The sequence below is a fragment of the Parachryseolinea silvisoli genome (assembly GCF_021190955.1).
GTDB lineage: Bacteria > Bacteroidota > Bacteroidia > Cytophagales > Cyclobacteriaceae > Ohtaekwangia > Ohtaekwangia silvisoli.
In genome coordinates this window covers 1,715,401-1,729,606 of record NZ_JAIOAO010000001.1, presented here as the reverse complement: position 1 = coordinate 1,729,606, position 14,206 = coordinate 1,715,401, and the positions used below count along the sequence as shown (strand labels likewise).

At 52.5% G+C, this 14,206-nt stretch carries 7 protein-coding genes; all 7 read left to right on the top strand.

The genetic code is table 11. The annotated features are described in order from the left end of the window. The first annotated feature begins 34 nt into the window (after positions 1 to 34). The 7 genes from K7P01_RS07195 (at position 35) to K7P01_RS07165 (ending at position 14,079) form a co-directional block, all read left to right on the top strand. Positions 35 to 625 carry an RNA polymerase sigma-70 factor gene (locus tag K7P01_RS07195; RefSeq protein WP_267291318.1) on the top strand — a complete coding sequence of 197 codons (591 nt, stop codon included), beginning with the start codon at positions 35 to 37 and terminating at the stop codon, positions 623 to 625. 115 nt (positions 626 to 740) lie between these two features. Further along, positions 741 to 1,670, top strand: coding sequence for a FecR family protein (locus K7P01_RS07190; protein WP_267291316.1), 930 nt, complete (start codon positions 741 to 743; stop codon positions 1,668 to 1,670). 201 nt (positions 1,671 to 1,871) lie between these two features. Next, positions 1,872 to 5,225, top strand: a complete 3,354-nt coding sequence (locus tag K7P01_RS07185) for a TonB-dependent receptor (RefSeq protein ID WP_267291314.1) — start codon at positions 1,872 to 1,874, stop codon at positions 5,223 to 5,225. 5 nt (positions 5,226 to 5,230) lie between these two features. Beyond that, entirely contained in the window at positions 5,231 to 6,781 is a 1,551-nt protein-coding gene (locus K7P01_RS07180; RefSeq protein ID WP_267291312.1) for a RagB/SusD family nutrient uptake outer membrane protein, read from the top strand. Between the two features lie 600 nt (positions 6,782 to 7,381). Next, complete coding sequence (locus tag K7P01_RS07175; RefSeq protein WP_267291310.1) at positions 7,382 to 9,382, top strand: glycoside hydrolase family 97 protein; 2,001 nt, start codon at positions 7,382 to 7,384, stop codon at positions 9,380 to 9,382. A 40-nt stretch (positions 9,383 to 9,422) separates the two neighbouring features. Continuing rightward, positions 9,423 to 12,521, top strand: coding sequence for a SusC/RagA family TonB-linked outer membrane protein (locus tag K7P01_RS07170; protein WP_267291308.1), 3,099 nt, complete (start codon positions 9,423 to 9,425; stop codon positions 12,519 to 12,521). A 13-nt stretch (positions 12,522 to 12,534) separates the two neighbouring features. Continuing rightward, a complete protein-coding gene (locus tag K7P01_RS07165) occupies positions 12,535 to 14,079 on the top strand; it encodes a RagB/SusD family nutrient uptake outer membrane protein (protein WP_267291306.1) in 1,545 nt (514 codons plus the stop codon). Positions 14,080 to 14,206: the final 127 nt, after the last annotated feature.

Sequence of the window (14,206 nt, the reverse complement as noted above, 5' to 3'; positions counted from 1 at the left end):
CGTTGCCGCCATAACTTACCTCCCAAATCAGTGTATGGCCCTTTATCAGGATTACGGGGAATTGACCGACGAGGATCTTTTGGATTTGCTGAAGCAAGGTCAGGAGGGTGCATTCGATTGCCTGTACATACGCTATCGAAATAAGCTGATCGCCGCGGCGTACAATCGGATACAATCCCGCGCGGTGGCGGAAGAGCTGGTACAGGAGGTATTTACAGACCTTTGGCACAAACGCACTAGCCTTGTTATTACCCGGAGCGTCTCCTCGTATTTATTTATCGCTGTCAAGTACGAAGTGCTGGACCACATCCGGTCTTTAAAAGTCAAGCACGGCTACCTGCAGCAACTTGCCCGCTTTGAGGACCGAATCACCGACATGACCCGCGAGCAACTGGACGCCGAAGAGCTTGACTATCATCTGAATAAAAGCATCAACGCGTTGCCGGATAAATGCCGCGAAGTTTTTAAGCTCAGCCGGTTTGAACACTATACTATTCAGGAGATTGCTGACAAACTCAACATCTCACCCGACACTGCTAAGTATCATATCTCACATGCCCTCAAAGAGCTGCGAATCAGCCTGAAAGATCTGTACATCTTCGTGGCCGTGCTATTCCTGGAGTAAACTTCCCTTGCATAAGTCTTCCTGACTTCATTTCGATAACATAAAGATAATGTCGTAACGACCTACCCGTCGCGCTGCATTAAACGGCTTTCTGGTATAACGGCATTTACGCTACATGTCAAGTATACGAAAGAAGCTCAAAGATTTTTTGTCCGGCAAAGATTCGCCGGAAGGTCACATGATTTACCACGCGTGGTACAAATCCCTGGATGATGCGCGGGAAGTACCGGACGATGCGTCGCCGGCAGACATCGACCGCGAGCTTGCTGAAATAAAGAATGGTATTTCGAAACAAACGACTGTTCCGTTGTGGTCGCCGTACTGGAAAGTTGCAGCGGCCGTGCTCCTGATAGCCGTAGCCGGTGTCGTGCTGTATACCCAGAAGACGTTTGATACGGAAGTACATTATGTCGAGTACGTTACGGCGCATGGTGAGCACACCGATGTGATGCTGGCTGACGGCTCACACATATGGTTAAATGCAGGCACGAAATTCCGCGCCCCACAGGCATTCAAAGGGGATACCCGCGAAGTATACCTGGAAGGCGAAGCTTTCTTCGAAGTAGCACACAATCCGAAGCAACCCTTCATCGTGCACGCCGGCGAGCTGACGACAACCGTATTGGGCACTTCTTTTAATGTGCGGCATTATACCGGTCAACCGACGGAGGTGGCCGTTGTTACCGGCAAGGTAGCCGTGCAGTATCAGCAGAACGCGGATACATTGACGCGCGGGCAAATCGCCATGGCAAAGAAGGATAATTTGGGGTCGTGGACCTTTACGGATTTCGATCGCTATACCGGCTGGAGACGGAGTAAGCTTGTTTTTGAGGATCAACCCGTTCAGGATGTGTTGCAGACGGTTAGCCGTTTCTATGGCGTCGATATTCGGGTAAAGGATCCGGCGTCGGGCGCATGTCGTATTTCCACGACGCTGGAGTCGATGACAGAAAAAGAAGTGGTGGATCTGCTCTGCCTGTTGTTAAACGCCACCGCCACGCGGGACGGCCATGTCTATTGGATTTCCGGAAGCGGGTGTAACTGAGGAAACTTAAACGAACGGTTCTATATGAAAACAATCCTACAGCAACGACACGACTACGGGTAGTATGCGCACTACATAGAACGCTGTGCGCCGGACGTGCAGCGCGAAGCATAAGTAGGGAAATAACGGAAGAAACCTTGCAAATCCCATTCCGCCATTCCCCTTTAATTATCCTGTTGAACAGAATAACCTTCTAAAAATATGAAATTAACATTTCTACAACATGATCATTGGTTAAAAATAATGAGAGTGACCAGCGGAGTTTTTATCCTTGCCACTGTCCTGCTTTCAGCAGCACAAGCGCATAGTGTCTCCGGCCAGAATGTATTGGATCAACGTCTTTCGCTGAATGTGAAAGACGAATCGTTGCAACAAGTGCTGAAAAAGATCCAGCTGCTCGCAAAAGTCAATTTTACCTATAAAAGCGTCGACGTTACCAGCCCGGATAAAGTCACACTTTCCGTTCGCGACCGCGAGCTTAAATACATCCTCAATAGTTTATTGGCACCGGCCGGATTGGAGTATGCCGTAGCCAATAAGAATATTGTGATCCGGAAAAAAGTACACGTAGCCCAGGACGTTGACATTCGGGGGAAAGTAACGTCGGATGCCGGCGAGGCACTGCCCGGCGCCAGCGTGATGGTGAAAGGTACCTCGATTGGTACCACCACCGACGCGGATGGCTCGTTCGCGCTTAGGGTGCCCGATGACGGCGTACTGGTGGTGTCGTTTATTGGTTTTACTGTATATGAAGAGGCCGTTGGCAGCAAGGTGATTTTTGAAATCAAGCTGACCTCGGATGCCACGCAACTGCAGGATATCGTGGTGGTGGGCTATGGCTCAGCAAGAAGATCAGAAGTGTTGGGCGCCGTGTCTACGGTCAGCACGCGCGAAGTATCCAGCCGTAACTATAATACTGCTGCGGAATTAATGCAAGGCACTGTACCCGGGGTGACGGTCATGAATAACGGTGGTGACCCGACGTCGACGCCTGACATCAAAATTCGCGGCATTGGTTCCTTAAACGCTGAAAACCCGCTGCTCATTCTGGACGGCGTAATCTATTCGGGAAGCATCAACATGATCAACCCTAACGAAATAGAATCTATCAGCGTACTCAAAGATGCGGCCTCGGCAGCGATCTATGGCGCACGGGCAGCGGCCGGCGTCATTTTGATTACAACGAAGAAAGGCAAATCGGGCAGCCACGTAGAAGTCAACTACCAGCAGGGTTTTCAGCAGGTAGCCAAAAAGCTGGAAGCGCTCAATGCAGCCGAACGTGCCGACGCCGCCAACCTGGCAACAGACAATGCCGGCCAGGATCGGATCCCGGCGTTTGACGCCACGCTCAATCCCGGATCGCGCATTACCAAAACAAACTGGATGGATGAGATCTTCCAAACGGGTGTCATCAACAACCTGGATGTCTCTGTCGACGGCGGCAATCAGAAGTCAAACTATTTCATAGCTGGCAGCTACCGTCGTAACGAGGGGATCCTACTCAACACCGAGGCACAACGTTATACGGGTCGGATCAATTCGTCGTATGAGATTCTGAAAGGCGTACGTATCGGCGAGAACCTGTCGTATTCATTTCGGAATGGCCAGACGGGCAATACGTCGAGTGCGTATACCGGTGCTATTATGGCCGCGCTGTACTATCCGGCAAATGCCACTGTATACCGCGAAGATGGTTCCGGTAAATTTGGCGGTGTACCGGACGAGTATGCCAATGCTTATGGCGACCTGATCAACCCGGTAGCATACCTCAAACGCCTGGATGTCGACAACCCTACATCTTCGCTGCTCATTAATCCTTACCTGGAAATAGACATTATCAAGGGATTAAAGTTTAGAAGCAACTGGGCGCTGACACAGAACCGCCAGGATACCAAACAATTTAATGTAAAGGTACTCGAGACGGGCAAGATTTTTGACTTCAACGAGCTTTACCAGACATCCAATAACGATGACATTTTCCTGTCGGAGCAAACCCTGTCATATGAAAAGACGGTGCGCGAAGAGCACCGCTTTTCCATCCTGGCGGGTATTACCTATCAGCATGACAAGAACGAATCCTTCAGTGTGAAGGGAACAGGTTTTGATAAAGAAGATAACCAGTATCGCTATCTGCTCAACGCCAAGGATATTCAGGTGATGAGCTCGGGAGGAACGGAGCAAATTCTCTTCTCCTACCTGGCACGCGCGAATTATAACTATAAAGGCAAGTACCTGCTGACCGCCGTGATTCGTCGCGACGGCACATCGAAACTGATTTCAGCCAATCGTTGGGAGACCTATCCATCGGTATCTGTCGGCTGGAATGTTATGGAAGAGTCTTTCCTGCAAGATGTGAATGTTCTCAGCGACCTGAAGCTGCGTGCCAGCTGGGGAGTAAACGGAAACCTGGGCAGCCTGGATGCATACCCGTTTGCCATCGGTCTGACGCGCACCCGTGCATGGCTTGGTCAGGACCCGCAGCTTACGTATGGCTACGCCGAGACGGCTATATCAAACCCCGACCTGGTGTGGGAAAGCTCGGAACAACAAAACGTTGGGCTTGATTTCGGTCTCCTGGAAGGACAGCTCTCGGGATCGTTGGACTTTTTCAAGAAGACGAACTCCGATATGTTGTTTAAAAAGGTACTGCCCGGCGCCGCCGGTGCACCCGATGGCCAATGGATCAATGGCGGTGAAGTGGTAAACAGAGGTTTCGAACTGGGCATCACTTACCGTAAGAACCAGGGTGCGCTGACCTATGACGTCACGGCGAATGTTTCGCACGTCAGGAACAAGATCGAGTTTATTACCGATGATAATAAATTTCTGAATATAGGTACCGCTGTGCGGACCATGCCGCAAGCCAACATCAACCAGGTTGGTAGTGCTTACGGATCTTTTTACGGCTATAAAACCGCCGGCATTTTTAAGTCTAACGAGGAAGCGGTCAACTATGTGAACGCCGATGGCAAGCGGTATCAGCCTTCGGCCGTAGCCGGTGACTTTAAATTTATGGACAGTAACACCGACGGCGTCATCGACAATGCCGATCGTGTGGTGTTGGGTAATCCCATGCCGAGCCTAACCTATAGTCTGAATGCCAACGTGGGGTACAAAGGTTTTGACCTGAACCTGTTCTTCCAGGGTGTACACGGCAACAGCATTTTCAACTCGGCTCGCGCGCTGGGTCTGAATGCAGGCTATGGTTACAACTTGCTGTCAGAGTCGAGAAACGCCTGGAGCCCGGAGAATCCTGACGCCACCATCCCCCGACTGTCAATGAAGGATCCGAATAACAACTGGACACGTATCTCTGACTTCTTTATCGAAGACGGATCGTTCCTGCGGTTGAAGAACGTAACCCTGGGCTACACGCTGCAAAACGAGGTGCTCGATAAAATCAAGGTGCGACTGTACGTAACGGCACAGAACGTGTTTACCATTACCGACTACTCGGGCATGGACCCGGAGGTAGGCATTACCAACCTGGGTGTCGATACAGGTATGTATCCGCTTTCGAGAGTTTTTCTGGCAGGTATCAATCTTAAATTCTAATTCGTATGAAAAAAATATTCTACCTATCGCTTCTGGCGGGTGTGCTGGGCGTTACGTCATGCGACGACATGCTGGATGTTACACCGCAAGGGTCGCCTGTGGCTGGCAGCTTTTGGGCGAACGAGACCGACGCCATTTCTGGTATCAACGCTGTGTACGCCGAGTACTCCAATGACGATATGTACGGCCGTGGGTTTTTCTGGCTGAGCAATGGCAGTGACGATATCGGCACTAAGCCACGCGCCTTTTCAGAAAACGTGAAGGCGTTTAAAGTCACCGGTAACGAAAGCGAGACCAAAAACATCTGGGGACTTCACTATCGCACCATGAAGCGTTGCAACGACGTTCTGCGCAACGTGCCGGCTATTAACATGGACGAAAAGCTGAAAAACCGTATTCTGGGTGAAGCACATTTTCACCATGCCGTTATGCACCTCGAGCTCGCCTATCACTATGGTGACCACCGAGCCGGTGTTCCGATCATTGATCGCGAAAATCCGAGTGATCCATACGTTCGCCGTCCGGCCAATGTAAACGTAAACTACGATTACATCGCCGGAGACCTGAAGGCCGCGGCCGAGCTGTTGCCCTATTTTGATGAGTACAAGCCTTCCGACTATGGCCGTCCGCACAAGACCGCTGCCTGGGCATACCTGGTGCGTACCTACCTGTATGCCGGCGACTGGGCCAATGCCGAGCTGTATGCCGACATGGTGATTAAGAGTGGCAAGCACGACCTGCTGGAGAAATTCTCGGATGTGTTTAGCATCGCCAACAACTTTTCGCCGGAATATATCTGGTCCGTTACGTCCAGTGCAAAAGATACCGGGCTGGGTTCAATCTTTCCGGGGGTATTGTTGGAAGACAAAGGCTGGGGTGCATACAACGGTTGGGGTGTATTCTATCCTACACAGGACCTGTATGAAGAATATGAGTCCGGCGACGAGCGTCGCGAAGCGACCATTCTCAAAACCGGCGACAAGTTCGCATACTTCGGCGATACGGTTGTTTTCAACCAGGGCAAATACGTCGTGAGCTCGAGCAACCGTACGGGATTGCAATTCCGTAAATTCATGGAGCCTTTCGGCTACCCGAAAGCCGGAGGCTCAGTCGACACGCGCTATGTAAACACCAATGCCGACAAACCTACTACGGCGCTGAATGTGCCGCTCATACGGTACGCAGATGTGTTGCTGATGAGCGCCGAAGCCAAGATCAAACAAGGTAAGAGCGGCGACGCCGAAATCAATGAAGTACGCGACCGCGCCGATCTGGACCCTATCAACGGCGCCACCCTGGACGACCTGAAGCACGAGCGCCGCTGCGAGCTGGCCGGTGAATGGACCGACCGTCACTTCGACCTCGTACGCTGGGGCGATGCCCAGAGCAAATACGCACAACCGCTGTATCATGCCTTTGCCAAAGACGATAAAGGCAACCCCAAAGTGATCTACGAAGGACGAACCTTCAATCCGACCATCCACCACGTGTGGCCCATTCCGCCGGATGAAATTGCGGTGAGCAAAGAAACCTTGTGGCAGAATCAGGGCTGGTAAGAAAGTTTGAGTTTCAGTTGCAATAGAAAGGTCGACCGCAAACGGTCGGCCTTTTTTCATGAAGTGCCCGTCGCACGGCGCTTCATTTGAACCCAATAGAACCAGCCGCCTATCCGAAAATGGCACCCGTGCTTAAGCCCTACTTAAGCCCTACTAAAGCCCTACTTAAGCCGTCCCCTTTGCTGGCGCAAGTTTAAGTGCCAAGCGTAAGCGTAGGCGCGGAACTTGTGCCTGAGACTGCCGCCAGTCTCCAGACTGGCGTAGAGGTAACGTCATAGTGAGATGGTTCTTTTATTACCCTTTAGGTCAATTAAAATGCTATTTCAATAGCATGTCGTATTATATATAGACACCCGCTTAAGTCGCGCCTCCCAGGAAAACAGGTAATATTCACTTATAATCCGTTTATATTTTTCCGACGTCCAGCATTTCCCAACATACTGGCAGCGAGTTCCTTACCGCCACATCCACCAAAATATAATTTACATTTTCACTGGGAGAATTCTACCTGCGCCAGGAGACACCGTGCTTTGTTACGCAATCGATAGCAACCCGTTTTGCATCGTTTGCGAAAACAAAACTCTTTCTACCCTAACCGCTATGAAGCTCTTTTTTGCTCCGCTCGCAGCCCTGCTGCTCGTCGCCGGCCTCGCAACCGGCAAAGGCAAGGACCAGCCTGCCGAAGTCACATCGCCCAACCGCAACTTGCAGGTGCAAGTTCAGGTCAAAGACGGCATCGCAACCTACACGGTCCACCGCAACAAACAAGTAGTCGTAGCACCCTCGCGGCTCGGGTTTGTGCTGAAAGACCAACCGGCACTGAGCGGCGACTTTACCATTACCGATGTAAAAAAGAGCTCCTTTGATCAGACCTGGACCCAGCCCTGGGGCGAAGTCAAAAACATTCGCAATCACTACAACGCACTAACCGTAACCCTGCAAGAAAAAGGTGGCTTGAAGCGTACGGTACGGGTAGAGTTTCGTGTGTATGACGATGGCCTTGGCTTTCGCTATGATATTCCCAGACAAGAGAAGCTCACGGACTTTGTGATCACGGACGAACTCACCGAATTCGCGCTGGTACAAGACCTGGACGCCTGGTGGATTCCGGCCAATCATACCGACATCGATTCGGAATGCCTGTTCAAAAAGAATAAGATCAGCGAGCTGCGCGAGACAGTGCATACGCCGCTGACAATGGAAGGCCCCGCGCTGGCCATCAGCATTCACGAGGCCGCGTTGATCGACTATGCTTCCATGACGTTGACGCGTCAAGCCAATAATGTATTGAAAGCCGACTTAGTCGCATGGGCTGACGGCGACCGCGTAAAGATACGCGCGCCAATGACCACACCGTGGCGCACGCTGCAAATTGTTCAGAAGCCCGGCGATTTGGTCACATCGTATCTCATTCTCAACCTGAACGAGCCGAATAAGCTCGGCGACGTATCGTGGATCAAGCCCGGCAAATACAACGGCATGTGGTGGGGCATGCACATGAAGAAATATACCTGGGAGGGAGGCCCCAACCACGGCGCTACTACCGAAAACATGAAGGCGCTCATCGACTTCGCGGCGAAGCATAAACTGTCGGCCGTGTTAGCCGAAGGCTGGAACGAAGGGTGGGAGGGCGACTGGACGGTGGAAGGCAAATTCAACTTCACCAAGCCTTACCCGGATTATGATATCGATGCGATCAGTGCCTATGCCAAAGCGCACAACATCGGATTGATCGCACATCACGAAACGGGTGGCAACATTCGGAATTATGAAGATCAGCTCGAAGATGCCTTTAAGTTTTGCGGCCAGTATGACATCCACCGGCTCAAGACCGGCTATGTAAACAAACGCCCCGGCGGCGAACGTCACCAGAGTCAATTTATGGTGCGTCACTACCACAAGGTCATGGAAACCGCCGCACGCTATAAAGTAATGATAGATGTACACGAGCCCGTAAAAGATACCGGCTTGCGCCGCACCTATCCGAACATGATGACGCGCGAAGGTGCACGGGGTACAGAGTACGAAGCGTGGAGCGATGGCAACCCGCCGTCACATCCTACGATCTTACCCTTCACCCGTTGCCTGGGCGGACCGTTAGATTATACACCCGGCATTTTTGACATTCACTTTAAGACGACGGGTACATTCCGGGTACACACCACGTTAGCCAAACAGCTCGCACTTTACGTCGTGATTTATAGCCCGATGCAGATGGCCGCTGATCTGCCGGAGAACTATGAAGGCAATCCCGCATTCAAATTCATTGAAGACGTGCCCGCCGATTGGGAAGAGACCCGCGTGCCGCAGGCTGTCATTGGTGAATACGTGACTACCGCGCGCAAAGATCGCAACAGCAACGATTGGTACGTTGGCTCCATCACCAATGAGCAGGCTCGTACCCTGGACGTACCGTTAAACTTCCTCACGCCCGGCAAGAAATACGAGGCCGAGATTTACCAGGACGGCGCGAATGCCGACTGGAACACCAACCCGCTGCCGCTCGACATCGTGCGCCAAACGGTGGATGCCGGCACGGTGCTGAAGCTCAAGCTCGCCGCGGGCGGTGGCGCAGCCGTCCGCCTGCACGAGCTACCCTGACCGGACCCCAACTGTATCCGCCCAACCTAAACCTAACCCAATGAAAAGAATTTTACAGTATACGATAAACATCGCCGTCGTCCCCTGGATGCTCTTCGCAATGCTGTTGTTGTGGCAGCCGGCCACGGCGCAGCAGCGCAGCCTCTCCGGCCAGGTAATCAATGCCCAACATGAGCCGATACCCGGAGTCAGTATCTACCAGCGCGGTACAACCAATGGCACCATGAGCGATGCAGAAGGGCGCTACACGCTCGACGTTGCCGACTCGGCCATAGTGGTCTTTAGTACTATTGGTTATTTGCGTGAGGAGATCGCCATCAAGGCGCAAGGTGTCATCAATGTTACGCTGACCGAAGACATCATCGGGTTGGAAGAAGTCGTCGTCGTGGGATATGGCGAGCAGAAACGTTCCAATGTGTCAGGCGCAGTAGCATCGGTGGAAGTGGCCGCGATGCAAAATAAAACCCAGCTGCGTCTTGACCAGGCGTTGCAAGGCATGGTGGCCGGTGTGACCGTGGCGCGCAATGGCGGCGCTCCTGGCGACAAGCCGAGCATTCACATTCGTGGCGTGGGGTCAATCTCCAACACCGATCCGTTGTGGATTGTCGACGGCGTACGCATGGATCCCGGCAATCAGTTCGATGTGGACGACATAGAGTCTATCGAAATCCTGAAAGATGCTGCTGCTTCGGCCATCTACGGTGCGAAGGCCGCACACGGTGTGATACTGGTCACGACGAAACGTGGTAAAGGCGCCTTACAAGTTGTCGCGAAGAGCTCCATCAGCAAACGCCAGGCGATTAACCTGCCCACGTTGCTCGGTAGCGCCGACTTTGTGAAGTATGCTAAAGTAGCGCGTATGAATGCTGGCCGCACACCCGATGAGTCGTGGGACAACTACAACGCGGACACCGATTGGATCAAAGAATTTTATAACGGCAGCGGCGTATTACAATCGTACGACCTGGCCATCTCGAAAGGTGACGAAAACTCCAGTTTTTACCTGTCGTTTGGCCATGACAACGAAAAGGGTATCCTGATCGATAACTCCTTTAAGCGTTACAGCATCCGCCTCAATTCTGATCTGAAGCTGATGCCCTGGCTTACGTTGGGAGAAAGTATGTTGTTATCACGCGTGGAAGAGAATCCAATCAGCAACTTCGATGAGAACTACAACGGAGGTATTCCATATCGTTCGATCCCCATCATGCCGGTGCGTGATCCTGAAAATCAGTGGGGTGGCTGGGGACGTGCACCGGTATACTTCCAGGGGCCGAACCCCGTGGCGACACAATATCAGCAACATGAGCAACGCAAGTCGAATCGTGTCGACGGCAATTTGTACCTCGACGCACGGCCGCTGAAAGGTTTGCAGATACGCGCTGCGTTGGGAATAAACTACTTGGGTTATCTGGCCGAGAAATTTGACGAAGCCTTTAGCTATGGCTCCTTTAGCAATACGCTGGCTTCGCTCACCTACGGCACCGCGAGCGATCTGACGTTGACAGGCAACGTGGTAGCGACCTATGATAAAAGCTTTGGCCGGCACAACATAAAGCTCATGGGCGGCTATGAAGCCTATAAATATGACGGGCAACATTTTAACGCACTGGGAACTAACTTTCCCGTGGATGTCGCAAGAAGTCTTAACCTGACCGGCGGCGCCATTAACATCACGGATCGGCAGACGATCGCACGCGCCCGGCAGCTCTCTCAGTTCGGACGTGTCAGCTATAACTATGACGATCGCTACTTATTGGAAGTAAACGTACGCCGCGATGCTTCGGCGCCGAAGTTCGGCCCGACAAATATCTGGGGCGTATTTCCGTCGGTCTCGGCGGGTTGGCGCATTTCGCAAGAGCCCTTTTTCCAGAACGTTCCTTTCATCACCAACCTGAAGCTGCGCGGCAGTGTGGGCAAGCTGGGCTCCGACAATATTGACAGTTTTATTTACCTGAAAACCTATACGTCTCAATTTTCGAGCTACGCATTTGACAAAGAAGGAAAGAACAAAGTAGTGGGGTACTACATCAGCCGGCTGCCAAACAAGGATGTGAAGTGGGAAGAAGTGAATATGAAAAATATCGCGATCGACCTGAAGGCTTTATCCAATCGCTTTTCGCTAAGTCTGGACTATTACATTAAAGATACAAAGGACTTGCTGTATGGCGTGCCGGTTCCGCCATCCGTAGGCATTGCCACGCACAACTTCGATCCCGTGAATCCCGCAATCAATATTGGCACCATGCGCAATACCGGTGTCGACATCGACCTGGGTTATACACATCCCATCCGGAAGTTTGAGCTGAGCCTGAATGGTAATGTATCCTTCATGAAAAACGAAATGAAGAGCCTGCGCGGTGACGAATACATCACAGGCGGTAGCGCGGGCTTACAGATGGGAGGCATGACGCGTACACAAGCGGGACATCCGATCTCAAGCTTCTACGGTTATGTCGTGCGGCAGATGCTGAACTCCGCGGCGGACGTATATGCCATCAATACCTACGCCGATGACGGACTGTATCAGGAGGCCGGCACAGGCCCCGGTGACTTTATGTATAAAGACATCAGCGGTCCCAACGGTAAGCCCGATGGCGAAGTGACCGCGGAGTACGACCGCGTGTTTATCGGCAATCCCTGGCCAAAGATGACGTATGCCTTTAACATCGGTGTTTCCTACAACCGGCTGGTCGACTTGTCACTGCAGTTCCAGGGGGTGCAAGGGGTCGACATCTTCAATGCCAGCAAAGCCTATACGCGCAACTTCTTTGGCGACAGCAACACCACCACCGACATCTACGAAGCCTGGACCCCCGAACATCACACGGGCAACCCCCGCAACATCGCCAGCGATCCCAACGGTAACTTTAGCCGTCCGTCGTCCTACTTCGTGGAAGATGGTTCTTATCTCAAGCTGCGCAATGTTCAACTGGGCTTCAACGTGCCGGCACAACTGCTCACGCGCTTGAAACTGCGAAAGGTACGCGCGTACATCAACGCCAACAATATTTTAACCTTTACCCGCTATAGTGGCATGGACCCTGAGGTGGCCGGCTCCAACCTGGGCCGCGGTGTAGACTATGGACGCTATCCCATGGTGCGCACGTATGGCGGTGGACTCGAAGTACAATTCTAACCCGCGGACAACGATGAAAACACGATTTTATATCCTGATCCTCACGCTGACCATCGCTCTGTTGGGCAGCTGCTCCGACGACTTCCTCGATGTTAAGAACGAGAACGAGTTGAGCGCCGATAACTTCTACAGCCGCGTGTCGAACTTCGACCTCGCCCTGAATTCAACGTACGATGCCGTCAAGAATCTCGATTTGTTCGGCCAGACATTTTATATCCAGACACTGTTGGCGTTGCCGCACGAGTCCGATTATTGGAATGCCCAGAACCGGAACGAAGTAACTTCGCCCGACGGCAATGTATACATCGCGTGGCGTGGCTTCTATCGCATCGTGGCCCGCGCGAATGACATCCTCGAAAATGCTCCCGTCTTTGCCGCCAAAGGTCTTACGACCGATCAAACCAAACGGCTGAACGAGATCGTCGCCGAGACGCACTTTCTGCGCGCCTTCGCGTACTTCCACATGGTCCGCCTCTGGGGCGAAGCCTCCTACAGCGACGACAGCGCACGGCTGGCCGTACCGTTGATCCTCAAGGTGGCTGAGTCGCGCGACGACGTCATGAACCCGCGGGCTACGGTAGGGAAGGTGTATCAACAGATCCTGGCCGACATGAAGGCCGCCGAAGCCGGCCTGCCGGATACCTGGGATGACAACAATATTGCGCGTGTCTCTAAGTACGCCGTCAAAGCATTCCTCGGACAGGTATATCTCTACAGGGAAGACTATCCCAATGCCCGGACCTACTTTGAAGAGGTGCTAGCCAACCCACGGTATGCGCTGGTGCGCTTTAAACGATACGATGGTCTCTTTCAGGGAAAAGAAGAGTTTAGTGAAGAGTCGCTATGGGAGATAAACTATACCGTCGACATGCAGCAGAATATCTGGGAGAATGGTCTTGGTTCAGGTATTGCACTGGTGATAGCCCCTCCCGGTCGCGGTTGGAGCAACTGCACACCGCATGGTGTAAACATTGCGCGCTTCGGCAGCGACCCACGGTTGAAGATCTGTACCTATGCCCCCACGGATTCGGCAGCCGACCTGGAAGGCAAGGTGAAGCCCGTCGGCGCGAGCGAATTTAACTATACCGGCCACAGCTTCAGGAAGTACTCCCCGAAAGACTACTCCGTCATCAATACCAACCGTAACAGCGGCATCAACTACCACATGATGCGCCTGGCCGATGTATACCTGATGTACGCAGAGGTCATGAACCACGAAAGCCAAAATGCGGTTGCCGCGGAGTACATGAACAAAGTGCGCCGCCGCGCCTACAACTTCGACCCCAATACGCCGGAACCCTCCGTCGACTATACCGGCCTGGCCGGCACCCAGCTTCGCGATTCCATCCGCGAAGAACGCTTCCGCGAGCTCTTCGCCGAAGGCCACCGCTGGTACGACATCGTCCGCTGGAAGATCGTAAAAGAAGAAGTACTAAAATACAACGACAAACGCATAACAGGAGGAGAGATCGTCTACCAGGAAAAAGACTACTACTACCCGGTACCACTATCCGAAGTAGACAACAACAAAGCCGTAGAACCCAGCACTGGCTATTAGGCGGGACTAAGGAAATGAATAAGACAAATCTGGTTCGAGTCTTAGCCCGCCCCGGGCGGAGACTCGGACCCAGCATGGTGCCAGTCTTCAGACTGGCGTGGCAGAAAGGTAAAAAGAATAACACAGG

Excerpts from the sequence above, each read along its gene's own strand:
- K7P01_RS07195 (WP_267291318.1), top strand. The coding sequence starts at position 35 with ATGGCCCTTTATCAGGATTACGGGGAATTGACCGACGAGGATCTTTTG.
- K7P01_RS07190 (WP_267291316.1), top strand. The coding sequence starts at position 741 with ATGTCAAGTATACGAAAGAAGCTCAAAGATTTTTTGTCCGGCAAAGAT.
- K7P01_RS07185 (WP_267291314.1), top strand. The coding sequence starts at position 1,872 with ATGAAATTAACATTTCTACAACATGATCATTGGTTAAAAATAATGAGA.
- K7P01_RS07180 (WP_267291312.1), top strand. The coding sequence starts at position 5,231 with ATGAAAAAAATATTCTACCTATCGCTTCTGGCGGGTGTGCTGGGCGTT.
- K7P01_RS07175 (WP_267291310.1), top strand. The coding sequence starts at position 7,382 with ATGAAGCTCTTTTTTGCTCCGCTCGCAGCCCTGCTGCTCGTCGCCGGC.
- K7P01_RS07170 (WP_267291308.1), top strand. The coding sequence starts at position 9,423 with ATGAAAAGAATTTTACAGTATACGATAAACATCGCCGTCGTCCCCTGG.
- K7P01_RS07165 (WP_267291306.1), top strand. The coding sequence starts at position 12,535 with ATGAAAACACGATTTTATATCCTGATCCTCACGCTGACCATCGCTCTG.